General features: G+C 70.6%; 23 protein-coding genes. 10 read left to right on the top strand and 13 right to left on the bottom strand.

Going from position 1 to position 23,467, the window contains the following annotated elements:
* Nucleotides 1-35: 35 nt before the first annotated feature.
* Nucleotides 36-239: a cold-shock protein gene (locus AB0D34_RS21470; protein WP_362663651.1), complete on the top strand. Its 204-nt coding sequence runs from the start codon at nt 36-38 to the stop codon at nt 237-239.
* Between the two features lie 121 nt (nt 240-360).
* On the opposite strand, the gene AB0D34_RS21475 is transcribed toward AB0D34_RS21470, so the two are convergent.
* From AB0D34_RS21475 to AB0D34_RS21510, 8 genes are all read right to left on the bottom strand, one after another.
* Nucleotides 361-888: a hypothetical protein gene (locus tag AB0D34_RS21475; RefSeq protein ID WP_362663653.1), complete on the bottom strand. Its 528-nt coding sequence runs from the start codon at nt 886-888 to the stop codon at nt 361-363.
* A gap of 13 nt (nt 889-901) precedes the next feature.
* A complete protein-coding gene (locus AB0D34_RS21480) occupies nt 902-1,873 on the bottom strand; it encodes an aminoglycoside phosphotransferase family protein (RefSeq protein WP_362663654.1) in 972 nt (323 codons plus the stop codon).
* 36 nt (nt 1,874-1,909) lie between these two features.
* Complete coding sequence (locus AB0D34_RS21485; RefSeq protein ID WP_362664144.1) at nt 1,910-3,586, bottom strand: hypothetical protein; 1,677 nt, start codon at nt 3,584-3,586, stop codon at nt 1,910-1,912.
* Between the two features lie 171 nt (nt 3,587-3,757).
* The gene (locus AB0D34_RS21490) at nt 3,758-5,110 is read right to left on the bottom strand and encodes a cytochrome P450 (protein ID WP_362663656.1); all 1,353 of its coding nucleotides are present in this window, start codon (nt 5,108-5,110) and stop codon (nt 3,758-3,760) included.
* A 52-nt stretch (nt 5,111-5,162) separates the two neighbouring features.
* Nucleotides 5,163-5,771, bottom strand: a complete 609-nt coding sequence (locus tag AB0D34_RS21495) for an ATP/GTP-binding protein (RefSeq protein ID WP_028807646.1) — start codon at nt 5,769-5,771, stop codon at nt 5,163-5,165.
* Nucleotides 5,743-6,120, bottom strand: coding sequence for a DUF742 domain-containing protein (locus AB0D34_RS21500; protein ID WP_362663658.1), 378 nt, complete (start codon nt 6,118-6,120; stop codon nt 5,743-5,745). The genes AB0D34_RS21495 and AB0D34_RS21500 overlap by 29 nt, the downstream gene beginning before the upstream one ends.
* Nucleotides 6,117-6,518, bottom strand: a complete 402-nt coding sequence (locus AB0D34_RS21505; protein ID WP_020117320.1) for a roadblock/LC7 domain-containing protein — start codon at nt 6,516-6,518, stop codon at nt 6,117-6,119. Before AB0D34_RS21505 ends, AB0D34_RS21500 begins: the two co-directional genes overlap by 4 nt.
* Nucleotides 6,515-7,702: an ATP-binding protein gene (locus tag AB0D34_RS21510; RefSeq protein WP_362663660.1), complete on the bottom strand. Its 1,188-nt coding sequence runs from the start codon at nt 7,700-7,702 to the stop codon at nt 6,515-6,517. The genes AB0D34_RS21505 and AB0D34_RS21510 overlap by 4 nt, the downstream gene beginning before the upstream one ends.
* Before the next feature lie 409 nt (nt 7,703-8,111).
* On the opposite strand from AB0D34_RS21510, the gene AB0D34_RS21515 reads away from it, so the two are divergent.
* Nucleotides 8,112-9,038 (top strand): GNAT family N-acetyltransferase, encoded by a 927-nt coding sequence (locus AB0D34_RS21515; RefSeq protein ID WP_362663661.1) that lies wholly within the window; start codon nt 8,112-8,114, stop codon nt 9,036-9,038.
* Between the two features lie 23 nt (nt 9,039-9,061).
* Here AB0D34_RS21515 and AB0D34_RS21520 read toward each other — a convergent pair whose 3' ends face one another.
* Together AB0D34_RS21520 and AB0D34_RS21525 are read right to left on the bottom strand one after the other, a co-directional pair.
* Nucleotides 9,062-10,225, bottom strand: a complete 1,164-nt coding sequence (locus AB0D34_RS21520; RefSeq protein WP_362663663.1) for a serine hydrolase domain-containing protein — start codon at nt 10,223-10,225, stop codon at nt 9,062-9,064.
* A gap of 242 nt (nt 10,226-10,467) precedes the next feature.
* Entirely contained in the window at nt 10,468-12,450 is a 1,983-nt protein-coding gene (locus AB0D34_RS21525; RefSeq protein WP_362663665.1) for a DUF1996 domain-containing protein, read from the bottom strand.
* A gap of 262 nt (nt 12,451-12,712) precedes the next feature.
* Here AB0D34_RS21525 and AB0D34_RS21530 point away from each other — a divergent pair, with 262 nt between their 5' ends.
* Nucleotides 12,713-13,264, top strand: coding sequence for a 3'-5' exonuclease (locus AB0D34_RS21530; RefSeq protein WP_362663667.1), 552 nt, complete (start codon nt 12,713-12,715; stop codon nt 13,262-13,264).
* Between the two features lie 240 nt (nt 13,265-13,504).
* A complete protein-coding gene (locus AB0D34_RS21535) occupies nt 13,505-14,350 on the top strand; it encodes a helix-turn-helix transcriptional regulator (protein ID WP_362663669.1) in 846 nt (281 codons plus the stop codon).
* Between the two features lie 252 nt (nt 14,351-14,602).
* On the opposite strand, the gene AB0D34_RS21540 is transcribed toward AB0D34_RS21535, so the two are convergent.
* Complete coding sequence (locus AB0D34_RS21540; RefSeq protein ID WP_362663671.1) at nt 14,603-15,298, bottom strand: SDR family NAD(P)-dependent oxidoreductase; 696 nt, start codon at nt 15,296-15,298, stop codon at nt 14,603-14,605.
* A 102-nt stretch (nt 15,299-15,400) separates the two neighbouring features.
* Between AB0D34_RS21540 and AB0D34_RS21545 the strand changes: the two genes are divergently transcribed.
* Nucleotides 15,401-16,279, top strand: a complete 879-nt coding sequence (locus AB0D34_RS21545) for a helix-turn-helix transcriptional regulator (protein ID WP_362663673.1) — start codon at nt 15,401-15,403, stop codon at nt 16,277-16,279.
* 350 nt (nt 16,280-16,629) lie between these two features.
* On the opposite strand, the gene AB0D34_RS21550 is transcribed toward AB0D34_RS21545, so the two are convergent.
* A complete protein-coding gene (locus AB0D34_RS21550) occupies nt 16,630-17,316 on the bottom strand; it encodes an SDR family oxidoreductase (RefSeq protein WP_362663675.1) in 687 nt (228 codons plus the stop codon).
* Nucleotides 17,317-17,557: 241 nt separating this feature from the next.
* Between AB0D34_RS21550 and AB0D34_RS21555 the strand changes: the two genes are divergently transcribed.
* From AB0D34_RS21555 to AB0D34_RS21565, 3 genes are read left to right on the top strand one after another with little or no spacing between them, the layout of a single operon-like run.
* Nucleotides 17,558-18,235, top strand: coding sequence for a nucleotidyltransferase family protein (locus AB0D34_RS21555; RefSeq protein WP_362663677.1), 678 nt, complete (start codon nt 17,558-17,560; stop codon nt 18,233-18,235).
* Entirely contained in the window at nt 18,232-18,483 is a 252-nt protein-coding gene (locus AB0D34_RS21560; protein WP_362663679.1) for a BON domain-containing protein, read from the top strand. The genes AB0D34_RS21555 and AB0D34_RS21560 overlap by 4 nt, the downstream gene beginning before the upstream one ends.
* Nucleotides 18,480-19,205, top strand: coding sequence for a metallophosphoesterase (locus tag AB0D34_RS21565; RefSeq protein WP_362663680.1), 726 nt, complete (start codon nt 18,480-18,482; stop codon nt 19,203-19,205). The genes AB0D34_RS21560 and AB0D34_RS21565 overlap by 4 nt, the downstream gene beginning before the upstream one ends.
* 18 nt (nt 19,206-19,223) lie before the next feature.
* Here AB0D34_RS21565 and AB0D34_RS21570 read toward each other — a convergent pair whose 3' ends face one another.
* Nucleotides 19,224-20,414, bottom strand: coding sequence for an amidohydrolase (locus AB0D34_RS21570; RefSeq protein WP_362663682.1), 1,191 nt, complete (start codon nt 20,412-20,414; stop codon nt 19,224-19,226).
* Nucleotides 20,415-20,555: 141 nt separating this feature from the next.
* Here AB0D34_RS21570 and AB0D34_RS21575 point away from each other — a divergent pair, with 141 nt between their 5' ends.
* The gene (locus AB0D34_RS21575; protein WP_362663684.1) at nt 20,556-23,021 is read left to right on the top strand and encodes a nitrate reductase; all 2,466 of its coding nucleotides are present in this window, start codon (nt 20,556-20,558) and stop codon (nt 23,019-23,021) included.
* On the top strand, nt 23,018-23,467 hold the full coding sequence (locus AB0D34_RS21580; RefSeq protein ID WP_362663685.1) for a hypothetical protein: 450 nt from the start codon (nt 23,018-23,020) through the stop codon (nt 23,465-23,467). Before AB0D34_RS21575 ends, AB0D34_RS21580 begins: the two co-directional genes overlap by 4 nt.

The raw sequence follows: 23,467 nt of genomic DNA on the forward strand, positions 1-23,467 counted from the left end.
AGGGTGCGGCCCGGTTTCCCTCGAAGGAGACGGTCATGGCCAAGGGCACTGTCAAGTGGTTCAACAGCGAGAAGGGCTTCGGCTTCATCGAGCAGGAAGGCGGCGGCCCCGACGTCTTCGCCCACTACTCCAACATCGCCGCCCAGGGCTTCCGCGAGCTGCTGGAGGGCCAGAAGGTCGAGTTCGACGTCACCCAGGGCCAGAAGGGCCCCCAGGCGGAGAACATCCGCCCCGCCTGATCGCACCGCTGCGTCAAGAACCCGGCCTCCGCGCCCGCGGACGGCCTAGCAGCTGGTTGTCAGTCGAGCGCCCCCGCTTGTTCGGGGCGCTCGTCGGGGTTCGTAGGGCCGGCGCCCGGCGTCACATGGGCGTCACCGGTGCCGTAGTGGCGCAGCAGCCACACACCGAACCCGGCGTGGAAGACGTGGAGAAGTCGTCCAGCCCGTGGACGGCGACCATCGGCCAGACCGAGCCGATCGCGTACCGCAGTCCCGCGCAGGTGAACCCGAACAGGCCGACTCCGAACAGGAAACCGACGCCGATCGCCGCCCGCATCGCGCCGAGCGGGGTCACCAGACCGCTGACCAGCACGGTCGTACGCCCCTCCATGCCTGCCACAGCGTACGAGCAGGCCACGAGGAACATCGGCAGGGCCAGCCACCAGCACCGAAGTCGGCCCAGCACGGCGACCCCGCTCGCGCGCAACCATCCCCATCTCCACAGGACGACCCAAACGGCCGCGCAGCAGACCGCGTTGACCACGGTCGCGCCCAGACCGGGAAACCAGGACGGTGCCAGCGGAGGCAGGACCACCTTGGCGAGCAGCACCAGCACCACATGCCAGGCCGGCGTGAACTCGACGGCCCCCCACAGGGGATGGCGGCTCACTGGAGGCCGGGGATCACCACTCGGCCTCCACGGCCTCCGCGAGGCGGGTGACGGCGGCCAGGTCCGGCAGCCTTCCCAGCGCGGCCACGGTCTCACGGCTCGCGAAATCCCGCTGCTGGGGGGTCACGGCCGGATCGACCGCGCAATCGGCCTGTACGTAGACGTAGTTGAGGTCAGTCGCGAAGAGCATCGAGAAGGCGTCGAGGTTCTTGATCACCGCGGGACCCCCGGCGTCCCGGTAGGCGCGCACCACTCGCCGCGCGGCATCGGCGTCGAAGTGATTCGCGCCCGACCACACGTAGACCGCACGGGCGAGTTCCCGCTCCGCCGAGATCGGCCCGGCGTTGTCCCAGTCGAGAAGGACCGGTCCGGCCGGGCCGACCAGGACGTTCTGCGGCCGCATGTCGAGATGCGAGATCACCACGTCACCGGGGGACGACGGCGACACGTGCCGCGCCAACTCGACGGCCCGCGTGGCGACGAACCGGCCCAGCTCCCCCGCCCACGGCAACCCGGCCCGCTCCACCCTCCCGAGCAGTTCGGCCCAGTCGGACTCCTGGTTGCACCGTTCGTACCAGCCGTCCGGTGTCTCGCTCGCGCCCTCTCCGGCCCGGTGCAGGATGGCGAGCGTACGGCCGCACCAGCTCAGGATCTCCGGGTCCGTGGGGTCGGCCGGGGTGCCGTCCACCCAGTCGTACAGCTTGGCCCAGGAGCCTTCGGGGAGTCGTACGACTTGGGACCCGGTGCGGTCGGGCAGGAGGCGCGGCGCTGAGATGCCCAGGGTCTCGGCCGCGTCGCGCAGTGCGGACTCGGCGCCGGCGTCCGGCTCGTCCTTCTCGAAGAGGAGTTCCTTCACCGCCCACGCGGTGCCGTTCCCGGACAGCTTCCAGATCTGTCCGAGGGCGCCGCGGGCGACGGGCGTCATCGTCCAGGTTCCCGTGCCGAGCGCATAGGTGTCCGCGATGAAGTCGCCCGTGTTCAGCATGTAACTCCCTGATTCCGTCGCCCTGTTGACGGAAGCCTATCCGCAACACCCCGGGGCCCCGGCCGGACCGGTGTCCAGACGGCAGAAGCACGACGCCTCGACCGGTACGTCGGCCAGCGCGGCGGCGATCCGCAGTTGCCGGGCGATGATCCGCGCCTCCCCGTCCTTCTTGCCGCGGACCAGGCACTCGTGGAGTCCGTGCAGCGCCCACACGTTGCCCGGGTGCTGCTGCGGACGCGGGAGGGTGTCGTCGAGACCGAGGTCGGCACGGTAGACGGCCTCCGCCTCGGCGATGCGGCCCTGTTCGAGCAGGAGGGCACCGTAGGCGTGGCGGGTGGGCTGCATCCAGCCCCAGGGCTCGTCGTAGGGCAGGTTGTCGTCCAGCTCGATCGACCTGGCGAGTGCCGCGAAGGCGGTGTCGAACTCGCCCTTGCGGTAGGCCAGTTCGCCATCGAGCATCGCGGAGGCGATGGCCAGGAGATCGGCGCAGGTGTTGTTGAAGAGCATCCGGGACTCGGGGACCCTGGTGACGGCCTCGTGGAAGAGGGCTCGCTCGCCCTCCGCCTCGGTGACGCGGCCGAGGGCGGACCAGGCCACTGCGCGCGCGTAGCGGAGCATCGCGGTGGTCACGCAGTACAGCCGTGGGTCCGCGGGCAGCGGCAGGTCCAGGATGTCGGTCCAGCGGCCGAAGCGGATCAGGACGTGGACGCGCATCGCGAGGAACCCTTCGAGCCAGTCGGCCATGGGCGGGCTCTCGACGCGCAGCAACTCCTCCGGGATCGACTCCTCCAGCTCAGCAGCGGTCTCCAGCGCGACCTCCGACTGGCCCAGGAACATCGCCCCGTAGATCTTGAAGTGGTAGTTGTGCGAGCGGTACAGCGTGTAGAAGTTCATCGCGCCGGCCCGGGCCCGGAACTTCTCGTCCACGGCGATCGCGGCGCTGTTGTCCGACACGACCCGCCGGTAGTCACCGCAGAGCACCTCCAGATGCGAGGGCATGTGCAGGAGGTGCCCCGCGTCCGGGACCAGACCGCGCAGCCGGTCAGCCACGGACAGGGCCAGTTCGGGGGTGGGCGACATCTCCATCAGATGGACGTAGAGGTGCAGGACTCCCGGGTGTGTGCGGCCCGTGGCCCCGGTGAGGGCCCGCTCCAGGACCGCCCGCGCCTCGCGGGTGCGCGCTCCGGCGGCCGGCTCACCGGTGCGCAGGTCCCACAGTTCCCAGGGGGTGAGGTTCATCAGCGCGTCCGCGTACAGGGCGGCCACGTCGGCGTCGTCCGGGGCGAGTTCGTGGACCGCGCGCATGGCATCGGCGTACGGGGCGTTCCACACCGCGCAGTCTTCGGCGGGCTCGGCCTGCGGATAGCGGGCGCGCAGGGCGCCGATCAGTGCCCGCTCCACGACGGTGGCCCGGGCGGCCGCCTTCTCGTGCGCCGACTCCACGGCCGTATGGGTGCGTTCGACCGTGCGGGCCAGGTCCCGGTCGTCGAAGAACTCCCAGGGCTTGTTGTAGTTGGGGCCCAGCGCGTAGGCGATGCCCCAGTGGGCCATCGCGCAGTCCGGGTCGGCGGCGGCCGCCTTCTCGAAGCAGCCCACGGCCTCCTCGTGGTGGAAGGCGTAGGTCCACACCAGGCCCCGGTCGAACCAGAGTTGGGCCTCGGCGGAGTCGGTGGTGACGGGTCGGCCGTGGGAGCCGAGGTCGTAGTACTCCATGCGCCGCTCCTCGCGCTGCCGGCTGTGCTGCACGGGAGTCGATTCTGCCCGAAGGAGGGCCTTTCGGGCGCGCGAGAGCCGATCTGTCCCCCGAACGAACGCAGGTGCCGGAGAGGGGACTTGCGAAACCGTCAGTCCGCTCTCCGGCACCTGGTGGCGGGGCTTAAGTCGTCACACACGGAAGATCTCGAGGAAGCTGCTCCAGAAGCCCTTCTTGGCCGGCTTCTGCGCCGCGGGTGCGGGGACGCGTGCCGCCGGTACGGGCTGCTGGACCACGGACGGGCGGGGCGCTGTGGGTACGCCGTACGCCGATGCCATCCGGGTGGCCGGGGTGGGGGCGAACTGGACGGGGAGGGCGGCCAGTGCACGGTGGAACGGGCCGGGACGCCACTCCAGTTCCTGGGCGGGGGCGCTCAGGACCAGGTCGGGCAGCGCGTTGAGGATCTGCTCGATGGCCGTGACCGCGATGACCTGAGCCGGGCTCTTGGCCGGGCAGGCGTGCGGGCCCGCGCCCCAGGCCAGGTGGGCGCCCCGGCTGTGGGCCTGGCCCGACGCGGTGAGCACGGGGTCGCTGTTGGCTCCGGCGAAGCTGATGACCAGGGGGGAGTTCGCCTGAACCACGACTCCGCCGAGGTCGACGTCCTGCACCGGGAAGTGCGTCGCGTAGTTGGCGATGGGCGGGTTGTTGAGCAGGACGTGGTCGAGGGCGTCCTCGATCTGCATGCTCGGGCCGTCCTCGCCCTCCGGGCCGAGGAGCAGGAGCAGGGAGTTGGCGATGAGGTTGCGGGTGGGTTCCACACCCGCGCCGATCAGCATCACCAGCTGGTCCTTGAGCTCCTCGTCGGTGAGACCGGCCGAGTGCTGGACGAGCCAGGAGGTGATGTCGTCGCCCGGTTCGCGGCGCTTGAGGGTGATGAGCTCCATGAAGCAGGCGGTGAGTTCGTCGCTGGCCTTCAGCGCGTCCTTGCCGTCGAACATGTCGGCCATCGCGCTGGTGACCCGGTCGCCGATGGCGGCGGGGCAGCCGAAGAGCTTGTTGAACAGCAGCAGCGGCAGCAGCTTGGCGTAGTCGTTGATCAGGTCCGCCCGGCCACGCTCGCTGAACTGGTCGATGAGATAGGCGGCGATCGGCTCGACGTCGCGGCGGATGCGGGTGACGTTGAGGCGGTCGAGGCTCTCGGTGACCGCCTTGCGCAGCCTGAGGTGCTGGGCGCCGTCGGTGAACAGGCAGTTGGGGCGGTAGGCCATCATCGGCAGGACGGGGCTGTCGAGGGGGACCCGGCCGTCGTTGAGGGCGGTCCAGCGGCGGCCGTCGCGCGCGAACAGGCCGGGGTTCTGCAGCACGCGCAGGGCCGTCTCGTGTCCGACGACCAGGGTGGCGTCGACTCCGGGGGCGAGTTCTACCGGGCCGGCCGGTCCGTGCGCCCGCAGGTAGTCGTAGACCTTCTGCGGGTCGGCGGCGAAGGAGCCGTCGTACATGGGGCATCTGGCCGCACCGGTGGCGGCCGTGTCGTGAACGTCCATGTCTGTGTCCTTTGGTGGCCCGGACCGTGCGGTCCGGGCGGGGGGTGGTGGTTCAGGCGGCGCGGTCGAGCAGGTGACGGACGAGGGCGATCAGGGCCCGGGCGGAGGAGCGCTGGTCGCGGGCGTCGCAGTAGATGACGGGAGTGTCCGGAAGCAGGTCGAGCGCTTCGCGGATCTCGTCCTCCTCGAAGTGGCTGGTCTGCGAGAAGGTGTTGACGGCGATCGCGTACTCGAGGCCGTACTCGTCGATCAGGTCGATGACCGGGAACGTCTCCTCAAGCCGCGAGGGGTCGACCAGGAGCAGGGCGCCGAGCGCGCCGCGGGCCATGTCCTCCCACAGCTGCATGAAGCGCTGCTGTCCGGGGGTGCCGAACAGGTACAGCACCAGCTCGTCGCTCAGCGTCAGCCGGCCGAAGTCCAGCGCCACGGTGGTGGTCGCCTTCTCCGGGGCGCCCCGCAGGTCGTCGACGTGCATCGACGCCTGGGTCATCTTCTCCTCGGTGCGCAGCGGGGTGATCTCCGACAGGGACCCGATGAAGGTCGTCTTGCCCACGGCGAAGTGTCCGACCACCAGGATCTTCGCGGCGGTGGTCACCTCGGCGGAGACGTAGATGGAGCCGTTCGCCCCGGGGTCAGCCGATGTTGAGGGTTTCGAGTCCATGCAGAACCTTCTCGAGTATCGCTCGGGGAACGTGCTGGGCGGGGGCCGGTTCAGCGCGGCGCAGGAGGTGCCCCTGTTCGAATAAATCGGACAGCAGCAGTCGGGCCACGCCGACGGGCAGTCCCAGGTGACCGGCTACTTCGGCGACCGACAGGTAGCCGCCCGAACAGAGCTCCCAGATGGCCCGCACCTCGGGGCCGGCCCCGAGCGGCGGGGTCCGGTCGGGGGCCAGGCACACCAGCGTGTGCAGGGCCAGGTCGTCGTCGGAGGGGAGACGACGGCCGCCCGTGATGACGTAGGAGCGGACGAAGTCGCTGGTTACCGGAGCGTCCTCGCCTGGCCAAGTCATGCGTCTACGCCGGTGCTCTGGCGCGGCGTGGCGCTCATCGCCTTGGTCAGCGCGCCGACCGTCTTCTGCATCCGGATCGACATGGCCTCCATGTCGACGTCCAGGGCGGTCGAGACGGCGAGGTAGGAGCCGCTGCCCCCGGCGATGAGGAAGATCCATCCGCCGTCGAACTCGATCAGTGTCTGCTTCCAGAGACCCTTGCCGCCACCCACGAAGGGGGCGACGCTGCGGCACAGGGACTGCAGGGAGCTCATCGCGGCGGCGTTGCGCTCGGCGTCGTCACGGACGATGCCGTCTGACCGCTGCATCAGCAGGCCGTCCGCCGAGACGAGGATCGCGTGGCGGGCTCCGCGCACCTCGAGCACGTCGTTCAGCACCCACGACAGATCGGGATTCACTGGTTCTGAGGTCCTTCCGTGTTGTCTGAGTCCCGCCCGAGCAGGGTTCCGCGAGCGAATGCCTTGAGCCGCGAGGCTGTCTCTTCGCCGGCCGCGTCCAGGTCGGGTACCTCCGCGCTGGGCGTGGCCACGACGGAGACGGAGCCGTTGCGGCGCCGGCGGCGCTTGGGGAGGCCTCCGGCCGTCTGGCCGACGACGAGGGAGGCGACCGGGGCCGGCTTGGCCGCCGCGGGCTCGCCCTCCAGGTCGTCGAGCACGACGGGCGCGGGTGCGGGCACGTCCGCCGTCAGAAGGTTCTCGGGCACGCGGATCACGGCACGCACACCGCCGTACGGGGAGACCGCGTCGACGGAGACGTGGAATCCGTAGTGGGCGGCGAGCTTCCCGGAGAGGGCGAAGCCGAACTTGGGCGGGTCGCCGAGGCTCGTGATGTCCACGGCCCCGCCCGCCGTCAGGAGGGACGCGGCACGGGCCTTGGTCTCCTGATCCATGCCGAGACCGGCGTCGTCGACGATCAGGCATATCCCGGTGGGGACGGCCTGGATGTTGATCTCGACGGGGGTGCCGGGGGCGCTGTACTTGGTGGCGTTGTCCAGGAGTTCGGCCAGGACCATGGCGACCGGTTCGACCGCCCGGCTGGTGATCGCGACGCTCGCCTGGGAGTGGACGTTGACCCGCTCGAAGTCGCGGATGCGCCCCTGGGCGCTGCGGGCGACGTCGTACACCGAGGCGTCCCGGTCGCGTCGGCCGAGCCAGCCGCCGCACAGCACCGAGATGCCCTTGGTACGGCGGCTGAACTGGCTGCCGGTGTGGTCGACCAGCATCAGGTCGGCGAGGACCGCGTGGTCGTCGCCGTACTTCTGCTGGAGTCCGTCGAGCAGGGACAGCTGCTCCTCGGCGAGGGTGGCGAGCGTGCCCACCGCCGACTTCAGGGTCGCCTTGGTGGCCGACTCGGCGTCCTTGCGCACCTCTTCCAGATCCGCGGCGTGCCGCGAGCTCACCGACGAGTAGGTCGTCTGGAGCTCGGCGAGCTGACCTCGCACGGTCGCCATGTCACCGTGCAGTTTGTTGTTGTTCGCGCGGAGCTGGATGTTGGTTCTCCGTGCGCGCATCACTGCGAGAACCGCAGCGATGAGTACCACGAGCAGGACCCACACGAGTGGATCTTCGAACAATGACGTCATGAGACTCTCTTCAAGTCGCCTCGCGTCGGGAGACTGACCGTGCATGGGACCCCCGGAATTGCCCGCCGTCGTGTGTGCGCGGGCCTTACCGGCGGACCAACCGTCACTCCTTCACGATGGGGCCGTTTTGGCTGTCCCCCGTACGCGTCGATGACGCGCCGTCAGCCTACTGAAAAGTGGAATGATCTTATCAGTCGTCACAGTGTCAACAGGCGTATCAGAGGGCACACTTGACGACTCTCCACAAAGATCCCGCAGCAAGGCCTCATGGGCCGATGCCGACTCCACCGGAGGTGGGCGCGGTCGTTCATGATCAACACGCGCACCCTACCAAGGCGTGGAGAACGCTTTCTCCCGGCCAGGCAAAAACTCGTTTGCGGCCGTCGGACCCGGCCCGGACCCTGGTCCCATGCCCTATCTCCTGCGCCCTGCCGCGCCGGCCGACGCGCCGGCCGTCACCGAGTTGCTCAACGCGATCGACCTCATCGAGATCGGGCGGGCCGAGACCGATCTGCACACGGTGGAGGCCGACCTGAAGCACCCCGAGGTCGACCTGGACCGCGACTCCTGGCTGGCCTTCGACGGACCGCGCCTGGTGGCGTACGCCCTGGTGTGGGACGACTCGCAGGGCGAGCGCATCGACGCCGACCACTACGTACTGCCCGACCACCAGCACGCCGGCGAACTGCTCCTGGAGGCGGTGGAGTCCAGGTCCCTGGAGAGGGCGCGGGCGAACGGCGCCTCGAAGGCCGTGCTCCATCTGCATCTCAACTCGGCGCCCACCACCGACCTCGCGCTGATCCGCGCCCGGGGCTGGTCGGTCGTACGCCGCTATCACGTGCTGAAGCGGCCGCTGCGGGCTGTCGAGGACCTGACCCCCGAACCGCCCGCGGGCATCCGGGTGCGGGCCTGCTCCGACGAGGCGGACCGCAAGCAGGCCCACGCCCTCTACCAGGCCACGTTCGCCCAGCACTTCGACTTCCAGCCGCGCGCGTACGAACAGTGGCTGCACGACATCGACGCCGACCGGCTCGACTGGTCCCTGGTGTGGCTGGTCTCCGCCGAGGACCTCGGGGACGTCGGCTTCCTGATCGCCCGCGACGACCGCGAGGCCATGGGATGGATCCGCAGCCTCGGGGTCGCACGTGAGGCCCGCGGGCGGGGCCTCGGCGGACTGCTCCTACGGCAGGCCTTCGCCGCGTTCGCCGCCCGCGGGCGGGACACGGTGGGCCTCGGCGTGGACACCGAGAACACCACCGGCGCCCCCGAGTTGTACGCCCGCCACGGAATGTCGGTCCATTACGCCGTCGACACCTGGGAAATAACGGTGAGTTGAATCACCGCGGCCGCCGCCAACTCCTATTTCCCGTTGCCACGCAACAATGCGCAGACAAAGTTTTCCTGAAGAGTGCGCATTCTCTCCAGTTGTGCGGCGTCGGCGGCCTGATTGATCTGGGTGGTGACCGAGAAGGTCAGTGAACGGCGGCCGTCGGGGGTCGCCGCGATCAACTGCGTATAACCGAGCGTGTTTCCGGTGTGGCCGAGCACGACACCGCATCTCGTCTCGTACCGGAAGATGGCCAGGCCCGCCGAGTTGCGGCCCGGTCCGGCGGGCTCGGACGCACCCTCGATCCACTCCCGCTGCTGCTCCACGACCTTCCTGCCGTAGAGCCGACCGCCCGCGTAGCCGCGGATGAAGCGGGTCATGTCCGCCGGAGTGGAGACGATCCCTCCGGAGGCCCAGACACCGGACATGCCGATGACCTCGCTGACGTCCTCCGGGGGCGCGGGCGGGTCCACCACGTAGCCGTGGAGGTAGGGTTCCGGCATCCGGTAGCCCTGCGGGAGGCTGGTGGAGTGCAGGCGCAGCGGCGCGTAGACCAGTTTGCGCAGCAGCTCCTCGTACGGTGTCCGGGTCACCGCTTCCGCCATGAGCGCGACGGCGATGTTGTCCGAGTTCGAGTAGCGGTACTGGCTGCCCGGCTCGAAGCGCAGGGGCTCGCCGGCGACGTAGTCGAGCAGCCGGCGGGAGTCGAAGCGGTGGCGCGGGTCGGCCAGGAGCACGTCTCGGAACGCGGTGCTCTGGGAGTAGTCCGGCAGTCCGCTGGTGTGGTTGAGGAGCTGACGGAGCGTCACTGCGGCCCATGCATCAGGAAGTTGGGGCAGGCGTTTGCCCAGGGTGTCGTCCAGGCTCAGCGCGCGGTGGTCGACGAGGGTGAGGGCCACCGCCCCGCTGAAGGCCTTGGCCGTGCTCGCGATCCGCATGTGGTCGTCGACCTGGGGCGGCCGGCCCGTGCGGACGTCGGAGACACCGGCGCGCACCACTCGGGTGCCGTGCTCGGTCCGCAGGACGGCGATGGCTCCGGGCGGGCCGCCGGGGCGGGCCACGAAGTCTTCGAGCTGACGCTGGAGTATCTGGTGGCCCGACGGGTCCGTGGCGGCACCGGCTGTCGCCGGGGACAGCGCGGCGAGGCAGACGGCGACGACGGACGCCGCTCGCAGACGGGTTTGGCGCAGTGGCATGGGGGCTCCGGGAAGTGAGAGGTCACGGCCCGTCAAGCCTCACCGGGAGGCGCGGCCCCCTGCTTCCCGTACTGCTGCATACGGACCAGTGGCAGGGAAGTCGAAACGCACGCTGAATTCGCTCCGAGGTGGATCAGTCATCGCCCTTGTTCAGCGGTTTCCCGGATAAGGAATGGCCCACGTCAATTTTCGAGGGAGGGCGGGGCGCAATGCCCGGCACCGCCGCCCTCCTGCGTTCGGCGTCACATCGAGCGGCGGCTGGTGCGTCGTAGCAGAACGAACCCGGAGATCAGGAGGATCCCTCCGAGCGCCGCCGGCCACAGCTGGGTGCCGGTCTCGGCGAGACTGCCCTGGTTGCCCTGGGGCTGGGGCTGGGCGGCGACCGGGGGCTGCGCCACGACTGCGCTCGTACCGGTTCCGGGGTCGTCGGTCGCGGTGTCGTCCTGGGCCGCCTGCTCGTCGCCGTTGTTCGCGGGCGAGGGTGCGGTGGTGCTGTGGGCGGTGGGTGAGCTGTAGGTCTTCGGTTCGTTGTCGGCCGGTGCGGTCGACTCGTCGCCGGCGGGGGCTTCGGTGGTCGGCGTGGGCTGCTGCTGCGGCTCGTCGGCGTTTCCGGGGTTCTCCACTGAGCCGTTGTCGCCGCCACCGTCGCCGTTGTCGCCACCGTCGCCGTTGTCGCCGCCGGTGCCCGGGGCCTGGCCGGCGCCGGGGTCGGGGTCGGGCTCGGAGCCGTTGCCGTTGTCACCGCCACCGTTGCCGTTGTCGCCGCCGTTGCCCGGGTCGTCCTGGCCCGTCCCCGCGCCGCACTGACGGCCGGAGTTGATGCAGTCGACCATCTCGTTCATCAGGTTCTCGTCGAAGACGTTGATGAAGTCGCCGTGGTCGGTGACAGGCTTGTGGACCTGCTCCGGGAAGGAGTCGACGGCGAACAGCGGAGTCGTACGGCCGCCGTCATTGAGACTCGGCGCGTCGACGTCGTAGACGATCCGCTGCACCAGCTGCGGGATGGCCTCGAAACCGTCGGGGCAGGTGCCGTCGTTCTGGGCGAACGCCACGTGGGTGCGGTGGTTGGCGCTGTCGATGTTGCGGCCGTCCCAGCAGCTCTGGAACTTGAAGGTGCGCACCACGTCACTGCCCTGCGGGCACAGCGGGTACTTGTCCTTCAGCTGCCGGTCCTCGAACCCGGTGCAGCTCCACGACGCGTTGGCATTGGCGGTGCCGTTGACGAAGGCCTTCGCGTCACCGGTGATGATGCGCAGCAGCCGCGGCATCGCGGTGACCTGGCTGCGGGGGTTGCCGACGAACGTCAGGGTCACGTCCTCGGGGGTGACGATCTCGCCCGCGTTGCCCTCGATACCGCCGCCGGGCGAGTTGGCGTCCTGTTCCTGCGTTCCGTTCTGGAGCCGGATCACGGGCCAGTAGTACGTGGACTTGTCGCCCTGGTCGACACAGCTCGTCTCGGCGTTCGCCAGGTCCTGGTCGCTCGCGAAGGCGGTGTTGGACTGGTTGCCGATGTAGTCGTGGAAGTGGTGGGCGCCGTTGGAGACGCCCGGGGCGACGATGACGTTGTCCGAGTTGAACAGACCGTTGGCATTCACGCCGCAGCTGGTGACGAAGGTGCCGCGGGAGGCGTCGCCCTGGGGGTTCGGGGCCTGCGCGGCGGGCGGGGCGGTGGTGATGTCGGCGTAGTCGGCGGCCACGGGGCCGTTTCCGGCCTGCCCTCCGTTGCCCTGCTGCTCGCCACCCTGGTCCTGACCGCCCTGGTCCTGACCGCCCTGGTCCTGGCCGTCGCCCTGCTGGTCGCCCTGCCCCTCACCCTGCTGCTGGTCCTGACCGTCAGCGTTCTCGTTCTCGGTCGCGCGCAGGGTGCAGCCGGCCATGCCGTCGAGTCCCTCCGGCCGCTCTCCCGAGCGTTCCAGGGCGGCGGCGATGCGCCCGATCGTGTCGGCGCGGTTCTCCTGCAGCGGGTCGACGATGCGGCTCTGCGCGGACTCCTGGTCCTGCACCGACGGGTCCTGGAGCTGCTGGTAGGCCTCGGCTACCTGCTGGTCCAGCAGGGCGAGTTCCCTGTCGACGTCCGCCCTCGAACCGTCGGGCACGCTGGTGAGCGTGTCGCCGACGTCCGGGCAGTCGATCGTGACGGCTCCCCACGACGTCTGCTGCGGCGTGCCGCTTTCCGTGGCGGAGGCGTACACATTCGCCACGACCAGGCCACCACCCCCGAGCATGAGGGCTACTGCGGCAAAGGTCGCACGTCGTGCGCCTGTCGGGCGTCTGCGGTTGCTTCGTCCCACGGAAATACTCCTGCGCGTGTCGGCTCTGCGGGCATGCAAATCCCTCGCCCCATACGGATGCCGGGCCCTCCGTGTTCAAGCGCATCGGAAATTCACAGCACCCTCATATGGAACACCGGATTCCACCACCCCTCTCGAACCTCTGTGCAGGGAAAACGAGATGACTCGCACACATCCGTGCCCCTACGGTTCCGTCATGCGCCTCCTGAACGTCGTGGACGTCGAAGCCACGTGCTGGCCCGGCTCCCCTCCCCCGGGCGCGATCAGCGAGATCATCGAGATCGGACTGACCGTCGTGGACCTCGCGAGCGCCGAACGCGTCGCCCGGCACCGGATCCTGGTACGACCCTTCCGGTCCGAAGTCAGCGACTTCTGCACCGAGTTGACGGGCCTCACGCAGGAAGAGGTGGACGGGGGTCTGTCGTTCGGTCAGGCCTGTCGGCTGCTGGCCGCCGAGCACGCGTCCGGTGCCCGCCCTTGGGCGAGTTGGGGCGACTACGACCGTCACCAGTTCACCCGCCAGTGCGGGGCCACGCGGACGCCGTATCCCTTCGGCCACCGCCACACCAACGCCAAGGCGGTCTTCACCGAGGCACACGGCCTGCGCAAGCGACCCGGGATGGCCCAGGCCCTGGACATCGCCGGGCTGCCGCTCGAAGGACGCCATCACCGCGGCGAGGACGACGCGTGGAACATCGCGGCCCTCGTGCTGCATCTGGCGGGGCGGGACGGCTGGCCCGCGGAATGAGTCCGTCGAAGGCCTGGCTCACCGGACGAGGTCTCCGGTCGGCGTGCCTGGGCTGAAGAGCGGGGCCACCCCCAGGGGCCCGGAGCGCCGAGGCGTCGGCCTCGGCGCTGATGCCATCGCCGTGGACGGTGATGTCCTGCGCGCCCTCCTCCTTCAACAACGCGACGACCTCGCCGAACAGAGCCGTGTGCGCCCTGACCTTTAGGCTGGTCGACGGCAAGGAAAGTCGAGGGGGATCAGGTGAGTACGCAGGAACAGCGGCGTGAGCTGGCCCAGTTCATCCGCAGTCGGCGTGAGCGACGCAAGCCCGAGGACGCCGGGCTGTCCGTCATCGGCCACCGGCGCACACCGGGGCTGCGGCGTGAGGAGGTCGCCACGCTCGCCGGCCTCAGCATCACCTGGTACACGTGGCTGGAGCAGGCGCGGGACATCCGCGTCTCCCGGCAGGTGCTCGGCAGTCTCGCGACCGCACTCGGCCTGGACCCGGTGGAGCGCGACCACCTGTTCCGGCTGGCCGACGAGGTACCGCCGGGCAGCGCCCCGCCGCGCCCCGAACTCCCCACGCAGTACGAGCTGCTGCTCACCCATCTGAACCCGAACCCGACCTTCATCGTCAACCGGCGCTTCGACATCCTGGCCTGGAACCAGGGATGCGAGCTGCTCTACGGTGATTTGGGCGCCCTCCCCGACGAGCGCCGGAACGTCCTCTGGCTCACCTTCACCTCCCCGGAGGTGCGGGCGATGTCGGAGAACTGGGAGGAAGAGGCCTCGTACACCCTCGCCCTGTTCCGGACCCAGGTGGGCGAGCGCATCCTCGATCCGGACGTCGTCGAACTCCTCGACGCCCTCGAGGAGTCCAGCCCCGACTTCGTCCGGCTGTGGCAGCTCAAGGAGCTGGCCCCGTTCGTCCCGAAGCCGCGCACCCTCAACCATCCGCTGCTCGGTGTGATCGAGCTGGAGTACATCAAGATGCATGTCGCGGACGACGACAAGACCCTGGTGTCGTATCTCGTGAAGCCGGGATCGGACCTGGAACGGCGGCTGGGCGAGCTGGTGCGGGAACGCGAGGACCGGGCCGCTCCTTGAGTGATCTCCTTCAGGTCGGATCGGACTTGCAGGACGACGAGCTAACCGCCCTCGCTTCGGATGCTTGTACGAGAACCGCGCCGGTGCCCCTCCACTCAACCCGGGGCGGTAGGGCGATGTCCCAGGCCTGGGCCGCTGCGTCCAGCCCGCACGCCGCCGAGCCGGAAAGGGGGCACCTCGGCGGCATCCCGGTCGACTCCCGCCCCCGCCTTCGCCCGTCCGTGCCGGCCACGCCCCGAATTCAGCGGCGGCTCACCAGGCCACCTCACCATGACGGTCACGGAAGGTCCCGGTCGGGCCGTCCGCCCCGATGGTGGCGAGTTCGACGATCGCGTCGGTCCCCTCGGTCACCGTCTGCGGCCCACTGTGCCCGTTGAAGTCGGTCGCGGTGTAACCCGGATCGGCCGCGTTCACCTTCACCTCCGGCCAGGACTTCGCGTACTGCGTGGTCAGCATGGTCACCGCGGCTTTGGACGCCGTGTACAGCGGCGCGAGGTTCCTCGACTCGACGCGCCCGGGGTCGTGCGTGGCCGCGAACGACCCCATGCCGCTGGACACATTGACGATGACCGGGCTCGCGGACTTGCGCAGCAGAGGCAGGAACGCGTGTGTCACCCGGACGATCCCCACGACATTGACCTCGAACACCTGCACGGCGTCAGCGGCCGTGATCCGGTCGGCCGGGCTGTGCGTTCCGAGAACGCCGGCGTTGTTGACCAGGACGTCGATGCTCCCCTCGCGAGCCTCGATTTCGGCGGCGGCCGCGGCCACCGACGCGTCGTCCGTCACATCGATCTGTACGAAACGGGCGCCGAGTGCATCGGCGGCCGCCCGGCCCCGCTCCGGATCACGCGCTCCGAGGAGGACGGTGTGGCCGGCCTCGATCAAGCGGCGGGCGGTCTCGTACCCGAGGGACTTGTTGGCTCCGGTGATGAATGTTGTCGTCATGCGTTCACTCTCGGCCCGTGACGAGAGGACAACCAGTGCTCTCCGCGACGGTAGGACAGCCAGTACCAGGCACGACGACGGCCAGGCGGACACAATGGCCCAGTGGACGAGACCCTGGGCACGGCACTGCACCGCTGGCGCGACCGCCTTTCTCCCGCCGACGTCGGACTGACCTCACGGCCCGGACGACGCGCGACGGGTCTGCGACGCGAGGAACTGGCCGAACTCGCCGGGCTGTCGGTCGACTACGTGGTCCGCCTGGAACAGGGCCGCGCCACAAGCCCTTCGGCGCAGGTCGTCGCGAGCCTGACCAGGGCACTGCAACTGCAGCCCCTGGAGCGCGATCACGCCTACCGGCTGGCAGGCCTCCTGCCTCCCCAGGAGGGAACGGTGTCCACGCATGTGCCGGCCGGGGTCCAACGGATGCTGGCCCGCCTCGGGGAGTTCCCCGTGGGCGTGTTCAGCGCCGACTGGACCCTGCTGTCCTGGACCCCCGCATGGTCGGTACTGATGGGCGACCCCAGCGCACGGACACACCACGAGCGCAACCTGGCACGGTCGGTCTTCGCCACAGGGCCCAGCGGGCTCGCGTCCTGGCCCGTGCTCCAGGACGGCGACGCCCTCAAACCCGCCCTCGTCGCCGACCTGCGCACAGCACTCGTCGACTACCCCCGCGACCGCGGCCTGACCGACCTCGTCGAGGAACTGCGGTCCACCAGCTCCGAGTTCGCCCGCCTGTGGGACCAGGGCACGGTCGGCCCGCACGTCTCGGCCCGCAAGACCGTCGTACACCCCCAGGTGGGTGAGGTGATCTGCGACTGCGATGTGCTCAGCGTCCCAGGGTGCGACATCCGGCTCGTCGTCTACACGGTGGCCGCGGGTTCCGCCGACGCGGAGAAGCTGGAGTTCCTGCGGGTCACCAACGGCGCCCGCACCGACGGCCCCGCGCGTCCGGGGCCCGGCCTGTTCTCCACGCCGTAACAACCGCTCACAGTCCGGCGAGTGCAGCGGGTACGGCTGCGGTGCCGCTACGCGCAACTTGCCGCGCCTACTTCTTCCGGATGCTGCGGGTCCTCGGCGTACAGGGACGACCCGCACCCGGAGCCGGCCGACCCGCCTGGAAACACCTCGGGCGTGCATGGCACACCCGTCCCGGGAACGTCTCCCGGCACCCGCCGTCGGTGCAACTGCCGGACTGGGGCCTCGCCACGACAGCCCCGCGCCCCACCGGCCCGGATCCGGTGGGACGCGGTCGCGACGGCCCGGCCTTCTCGGAGCCGGGCCCGAGGAGTCCGGGCCCGAGGAGTCCGGGCCCGAGGAGCCATCCGCGATCAGGCGACCGTGAAGCCGCCGTCGACCGGGAGGATCGTGCCGGTCACGTACTCCGCGCCGACGAGATAGGCGATCGCGTCGGCCACCTCGCCGGGCCTGCCGACCCGCTTGATCGGCAGATCCTGCGCCATCGCGGTGAACTGGCCCGCACGCGCCTCCTCGGGCACGAAGGACCACCACGGCGTGTCCACTGCACCCGGCGCGACGGCGTTGACGCGGACCGGAGACAGCTCGGCCGCAAGCGGCGAGACGATCCGCTCGATCGCTCCGTTGACCGCGGCCAACGTCACGGCGCCGGGCACGGCGGAACGTGCCGTCGCCGCGGAGAGGAACGTGACGGAGCCGGTGACCTGTGCCTTCTGGACGGCGGACAGGTAGGCGAACAGCTTGCCTTCGAAGGCGGACCTGATGTCCGCGACGTTCAGGCCGGCCAGCGGGCCGAGACCCAGAGCGCCCGGACTGAGGGCGAGCACCAGGTGGTCGAAGGAGCCGACCCGCTCGAAGAACTCGGCGACGGCCTGCTCGTCGGTCCCGTCCACCTGCTCGGCGTCGGACACCCGGTCCTTGACCGCGGCCAGCTTCTCGGGGTCGCGTCCGGTGACGATCACCTCGGCGCCGGCCGCCGTCAGCTTCTCCGCCGTCGCCAGGCCGATACCGGACGTACCGCCCAGGATCACAACACGCATCATTGCCTCCAGTCATTCCCTGCTTGGGCCACCGATCCTGAGGCCCTGCCGGAGGACCTTCCAGATGCGCTTCGTGCTGGTAGCAGCGCTACCAGGCAGACCGGGACCGCGCCGAGACCGCTGGGTGGCCTCGGACCACATTGCCCGTCACCCGTACCGCCGTGTCGATGCCCACCCCCCGGGTACTCGGGGCTCGCCGTCACGGCCCCTCGGATGCGGGCCGGCCAGGAAGGGGGCAGTGATGACGCAGCACGCCGACGACGACGTCGTCCACCACGGGGGCGTCGCCGGACTGCGGCTGGCGACGGGGGAGGCCACCGGGGACGCGCTCGCCCCGAGCCTGCCCGTCGACCGCAACCAGGCGATCCTGGAGGCGGCCAAGCAGGTCGGCGCGATCCTGAAGCGGGAAGGGCACGCCTTCGCGCTCGCGGGCAGTGTCGCCGTGTACGCCCACGGCGGCGCCCAGAACCTCCAGCACGACGTCGACTTCGCCGTCCGCCCGGAGGACGCACAGGCCGTGGCCGAGACCTTGAGGGAAGCGGGCCTCACGGTCCGTACGCCGCCCGAGGACTGGCTGCTGAAGGCAGACTGCCTGGGACAGCAGGTCGACCTGATCTTCGAGCTCGCGCACCAGCCGGTCACCGCCGAACTGCTGGAGCGGGCCGACGAGCTGTCGGTGGACTCGGTGTTCATGCCGGTGCTGTCCCCGACCGACCTGCTGCACAGCCTGCTGTCCGCGTTCTCCGAGCACCACTGCGACTTCGGGGCGGTCCTGCCGATCGCCCGCTCGCTGCGGGAGAAGGTCGACTGGGAGACCGTACGCCGGGAATGCGGGGACGCGCCGATGCCGGACGCGTTCTTCTACTTCCTGGAACGGCTGGAGGTCATCGAGCCCAGGACGGAGGAGGGCCGGCGATGAGCGAGGAGAACGTCGAGTACCGCGTCGCCCACTTCCGCGACCGGCTGGCCGCGGAGGAACTGGGCGAGCTGGGGGTCCGCGCCGAGGTGCGGGCCGGCGCGGTGGTGGTCACCGGTACGGTGCCCTCCGCCCAGTGCCGGGAGACCGTGCTGCGGACCGTCCGCGAGGAGCTGGCCGGCCTCGCCGTGCACACCGACGTGGTGGTCGCCGAGACCGCCACGCCCGATCATGCGGAGGAGCTGCCGTGATCCGCGTCGCCGCCGTGGGGGACATCCACATGGGCCCGGAGAGCCAGGGCGTGCTGCGGCCCGCCTTCGACACCCTGTCCGAGTGTGCCGATCTGCTCCTGCTGGCCGGGGACCTCACCCGGCACGGCACCCCGGAGGAGGCCCGGGTCGTGGCTCACGAGGTGCGGGACCTCGCGGTGCCGGTCGTCGCGGTCCTCGGCAACCACGACCACCACGACGAGCAGCCCGAGAAGGTCGCAGCCCTCCTGGAGGACGCGGGCGTACGGGTGCTGGAGGGCGAGGGGACGGTCGTGGAGTGCGGCGGCACGCGGGTGGGCGTCGCCGGGACCAAGGGGTTCGGCGGCGGGTTCGTGGGCCGCAGTGCCGGGGAGTTCGGCGAGCCCCTGATGAAGGAGTTCGTACGGTACTCACGGCGCTGCGCGGACGGGCTGCGCACCGCGCTGGAGGAACTGGGCCGGCAGGACTGCCACACCCGGGTCGCGCTCACCCACTTCTCCCCCGTGGCCGACACCCTCGCCGGTGAGCCGCCGGAGATCTATCCGTTCCTCGGCAGCTATCTGCTGGCCGAGGCGATCGACACCGCCGGTGCCGACCTGAGCGTGCACGGACACGCTCACGCGGGCACGGAGCACGGGATGACGGCCGGCGGGGTGCTGGTGCGGAACGTGGCCCAGCCGGTGATCCGGCGGGCCTTCAACGTGTACCACCTGCACACCGACTGACAACTCGTACCAGGGGCTTCAGCTGAGAACGGTCGCCCGGTCGTGGCCCTCCCACGCCTCGTCCCGCAACTGCGGGCTGAGCAGCACCTCCACCGCCGTGCAGGCCAGTGCCTCGGCCGCCGCGAGCATCACCTGACGGCCGCGCTCGGAGCCCGCCGCGACCGCGAACTCGGGTGTGTGGTCGGAGCCGTCCTCTCCCATGATCGCCACGAACGGATGGATGGCGGGCACCCGCCCGCTGACGTTCCCGACGTCGGAGGACCCCAGGTAGACGCCCGGCGCGGGCGGTGTCACCGAGATGCCCGTGCCCTCCAGGTGCCGGGCGAAGCGGGCCGACAGCACCGAGCTGTTGCGGAAGTGCTCGTAGCGCGGTGTGGCGCGCTCCACCGTGACCGTGGTGCCGGTCGCCCGCGCCACTCCCTGGGCGCAGGTGAGCAGCTCCCCCGCCAGGTCCTCCAGCGCGGCCGTGGTCACCGCGCGCAGCCCGAAGAGACCCTCCGCGTACTCGGGGACGATGTTGGTCGCCTTGCCGCCGTCGGTGACAATGCCCTGCACATGCGAGCCCTCGGGGAGCCTTCGCCCCAGCACGGCCAGCGTGTTGAACAGCTGGATGAGCGCGGCGAGCGCGTCGATACCCTCGGTGGGATTCCCGGTCGGGTGGGCCGCCCGCCCGTGGAACGCGACCCGGTACTGGGCCTGCGCGGTCAGCGGCGCCCACTGCCAGCTGTGCACCCCGGGATGGAACATCAGTGCCGCGTCGAGATCGTCGAACACGCCGGCGTCGGTCTCGGCGACCTTCCCCCCGCCGCCCTCCTCGGCCGGGGTCCCCACGGCCCACACGGTTCCCGCGTCCCGGCTGAGCACGGCCCGCGCGGCGAGAGCGGCGCCGAGTCCCGCGGCGGCGATCAGATTGTGGCCGCAGGCGTGGCCGAGGCCGGGCAGGGCGTCGTACTCCAGCAGCAGGGCCACCGCCGGGCGGGCCCTGGTGCCGGAGCGCGCGGTGAAGGCGGTCGGGAGTCCGGCCACGTCCCGCCGCACCTCGAACCCCGCCCATTCGAGTTCCCCGCACAGCAGCGCCGCCGCCCGGTGCTCCTCGAAGGCGTATTCCGGGTCGGAGTGCAGCATCCTCGCCATGTCCCACAGCCGGTCCGCCCGTGCGGCCACTTCCCCGCGCACCCGCGCGAGCACGTCGTCCACGGCGTCGGTCACATCGGCCTCCCGGCAGGGTCGTACGGCTGTGTCCCGGCCCGGGTTCCATCGCGCGGCCCGCCTTACACCCGGCGCTGCCGTTAAGCGGATCGGGCCAGGGGTACTCAGGAGCGATCAGCCGGCGTCGTCAGGGAGGCCGCGATGAAGGCGGACCGGATAGCCGATCCATGGGGCGCCCGGGTGCCGTACGGGCGACACGAGCCGTGGTCCGCCAGGGTGGACACCTACCTCGCGGAGGGCGTGGAGCCCGGCGCGGTGCAGCGGTGGGTGCGGGCGGCCTCGCTCCTGCACTCCGGCGGTGACGCCATGGACATCGCCGTCGTCGACGGCCGTATGGCGGGCGTACGGGGACGGGCGGCCGACCGGACCAACCGGGGCAGGCTGGGGCCGAAGGACCTGTTCGGCTGGCAGGCGAACGCCTCGTCCGACCGGCTGACCAGGCCGCTCGTACGGCGGGACGGGCATCTGGTCGAGACGGACTGGGACACCGCGATGGAGCTGGTGGCCGCCCGCACCCGGGAGCTGCTCGACGAGCGCGGGCCCGGCTCGATCGGCTTCTACACCAGCGGGCAGCTGTTCCTGGAGGAGTACTACACGCTCGCGGTGCTCGCCCGGGCGGGCATCGGCACCAACCATCTCGACGGCAACACACGGCTGTGCACGGCGACCGCGGCCGAGGCACTGAAGGGGTCGTTCGGCTGCGACGGACAGCCGGGCAGTTTCGACGACATCGACCACGCCGACGTGATCGCGCTGTTCGGTCACAACATGGCGGAGACGCAGACCGTGCAGTGGACGCGGGTCCTGGACCGGCTGGCGGGTCTCGATCCGCCGCGGCTGCTGTGCGTGGATCCCCGCCCGACCCAGGTGGCCCGGCACGCGAAAGTGCACCTCGCACCGCGTGTCGGCACCAACGTGGCACTGCTGGACGCCCTGCTGCACGAGACGATCCGGCACGACCGGGTCGACCACGACTTCGTCGAGGCGCACACGGTCGGCTTCGAGGAACTGGCCGGGCGTGTCGCGTCCTGTACCCCGGAGTGGGCAGCCGACATCTGCGACGTACCGGCCGCTCGGATCACCGAGGCGGCCGAGCTGGTCGGTACGACGGACGCGCTGCTGTCCACGGTTCTCCAGGGGGTCTACCAGGCGCACCAGGCCACGGCGGCGGCCATGCAGGTCAACAACCTGCACCTGATCCGCGGGATGCTGGGCCGCCCGGGCGCGGGCGTGCTCCAGATGAACGGCCAGCCCAGCGCGCAGAACACCCGCGAGTGCGGCGCCGACGGCGATCTGCCGGGCTTCCGCAACTGGCAGAACGACACCCATGTCGCCGACCTGGCGAAGGTGTGGAACGTCGAGCCGTCCACGATCCCGCACTTCGCGCCGCCCACCCACGCGATGCAGATGTTCCGCTACGCCGAGCAGGGCTCGATCGGCATGCTCTGGATCAGCGGCACCAACCCGGCGGTCTCCCTGCCCGAACTGGCCCGCATCCGCGCCCTGTTGGCGCAGGAACGGCTCTTCACCGTCGTACAGGACCTGTTCCTGACGGAGACCGCCCGGCTCGCCGACGTCGTGCTGCCCGCCGCCACCTGGGGCGAGAAGACCGGCACGCTCACCAACGCCGACCGAACCGTCCACCTGTGCGAGAAGGCGCTCGAGCCGCCCGGCGAGGCCAGGCCCGACCTGGAGATCTTCCTCGACTTCGCGCGGCGCATGGACTTCCGTGACAAGGACGGCGGGCCACTGATCGGCTGGCGGGAGCCCGAGGAGGCGTTCGAGGCCTGGAAACGGTGCAGTGCGGGCCGCCCGTGCGACTACACCGGACTCTCCTACGGCCGCCTCCGCGACGCCGACGGCATCCAGTGGCCGTGCACCGACCGCAGCCCGCAGGGCACCGCACGCCTCTACACGGACGGCATCACCTGGGCCCACCCGGACGACTGCGAGAGCTACGGCAAGGACCTGGAGACGGGTGCCGCCGTGGACCCGGTGGAGTACCGCTCCCTCAATCCGGACGGCAAGGCGGTGCTCAAGGCGGCCGCGTACGTGGAGCCGCACGAGATGCCGGACGAGCGGTACCCGTTCCAGCTCTCGACGGGCCGTACCCTCTACCACTTCCACACCCGCACCAAGACCGGGCGCGTGCCCCAGCTCGACGAGGCGGCGCCGGAGGTGTGGGTGGAGATCAGTACGGCGGACGTGGCCCGTTTCGGTCTGGGCGAGGGCGATCTGGTACGGGTCTCCACCGCTCGCGGCGGTCTGGAGGCGCGGCTGCGGGTGACGGACATCCGGCCCGGGTTGCTGTTCGTGCCGTTCCACTACGGCTACTGGGACACGAAGGAAGGTGACGGTCCCGACGGGGGTGGCCCGGGACGCGCCGCGAACGAGACGACGATCACCGACTGGGATCCGGCGTCCAAGCAGCCCCTGTTCAAGACCGCGGCCGCCGCGCTCGACCTCGTCGCCCGCGCGGACGGCCGACACGCCCCGGCTCCGACCACCACGGCTTCGGCCCCGGCGGCCGCCGGCTCCGTGCCGACGACGACCGGTGGGCGGCAGGCGTACACGACGCAGGACCGGTCGACGGGAGGCACGTCATGAAGGACGGCATCGCCCTGGTGCTGCGCACCCTGCACCACGGGGAGCGGCAGCTGGCGGGGGACCTGGTGGCCGTGGCCGAGCGGCACGCCGAGGAGCACGAGGTCCATCACCTCGCCACCGACCTCGCCGACTGGTCGCGCGAGCACGCCGAACGGCTCGCCGATCTCGCCGCGGACGAAGGCCTGCACCTCGACGACGACACACCGGAAGCCACCCCGGCAACGGCACCCGAGGGGCTGCTGCTCCTGCACGACCTGCGTGCCCTGCACCTGGCCGCCACGGAGAACTCCCTGCACTGGGAGATGCTCGCGCAGGCCGCCCGGGCGACCCGGGACGAACGGCTGCTGAGCCTCGCGTCCGCCTGCCACCCGCAGACCCTGCGGCAGCTGCGCTGGACAGACACGTTGATCAAGCAACTGTCCCCACAGCTCCTCGCGAGCCTGTGA

This window comes from Streptomyces sp. NPDC048420, assembly GCF_040651535.1.
GTDB lineage: Bacteria > Actinomycetota > Actinomycetes > Streptomycetales > Streptomycetaceae > Streptomyces.

Bases quoted from the DNA above. Each gene is read 5' to 3' on its own strand.
- AB0D34_RS21470 (WP_362663651.1), top strand. From the start codon at position 36: ATGGCCAAGGGCACTGTCAAGTGGTTCAACAGCGAGAAGGGCTTCGGC.
- AB0D34_RS21480 (WP_362663654.1), bottom strand. From the start codon at position 1,873: ATGCTGAACACGGGCGACTTCATCGCGGACACCTATGCGCTCGGCACG.
- AB0D34_RS21485 (WP_362664144.1), bottom strand. From the start codon at position 3,586: ATGGAGTACTACGACCTCGGCTCCCACGGCCGACCCGTCACCACCGAC.
- AB0D34_RS21490 (WP_362663656.1), bottom strand. From the start codon at position 5,110: ATGGACGTTCACGACACGGCCGCCACCGGTGCGGCCAGATGCCCCATG.
- AB0D34_RS21495 (WP_028807646.1), bottom strand. From the start codon at position 5,771: ATGGACTCGAAACCCTCAACATCGGCTGACCCCGGGGCGAACGGCTCC.
- AB0D34_RS21500 (WP_362663658.1), bottom strand. From the start codon at position 6,120: ATGACTTGGCCAGGCGAGGACGCTCCGGTAACCAGCGACTTCGTCCGC.
- AB0D34_RS21510 (WP_362663660.1), bottom strand. From the start codon at position 7,702: ATGACGTCATTGTTCGAAGATCCACTCGTGTGGGTCCTGCTCGTGGTA.
- AB0D34_RS21515 (WP_362663661.1), top strand. From the start codon at position 8,112: ATGCCCTATCTCCTGCGCCCTGCCGCGCCGGCCGACGCGCCGGCCGTC.
- AB0D34_RS21520 (WP_362663663.1), bottom strand. From the start codon at position 10,225: ATGCCACTGCGCCAAACCCGTCTGCGAGCGGCGTCCGTCGTCGCCGTC.
- AB0D34_RS21525 (WP_362663665.1), bottom strand. From the start codon at position 12,450: ATGCTCGGGGGTGGTGGCCTGGTCGTGGCGAATGTGTACGCCTCCGCC.
- AB0D34_RS21530 (WP_362663667.1), top strand. From the start codon at position 12,713: ATGCGCCTCCTGAACGTCGTGGACGTCGAAGCCACGTGCTGGCCCGGC.
- AB0D34_RS21540 (WP_362663671.1), bottom strand. From the start codon at position 15,298: ATGACGACAACATTCATCACCGGAGCCAACAAGTCCCTCGGGTACGAG.
- AB0D34_RS21550 (WP_362663675.1), bottom strand. From the start codon at position 17,316: ATGCGTGTTGTGATCCTGGGCGGTACGTCCGGTATCGGCCTGGCGACG.
- AB0D34_RS21555 (WP_362663677.1), top strand. From the start codon at position 17,558: ATGACGCAGCACGCCGACGACGACGTCGTCCACCACGGGGGCGTCGCC.
- AB0D34_RS21560 (WP_362663679.1), top strand. From the start codon at position 18,232: ATGAGCGAGGAGAACGTCGAGTACCGCGTCGCCCACTTCCGCGACCGG.
- AB0D34_RS21575 (WP_362663684.1), top strand. From the start codon at position 20,556: ATGAAGGCGGACCGGATAGCCGATCCATGGGGCGCCCGGGTGCCGTAC.
- AB0D34_RS21580 (WP_362663685.1), top strand. From the start codon at position 23,018: ATGAAGGACGGCATCGCCCTGGTGCTGCGCACCCTGCACCACGGGGAG.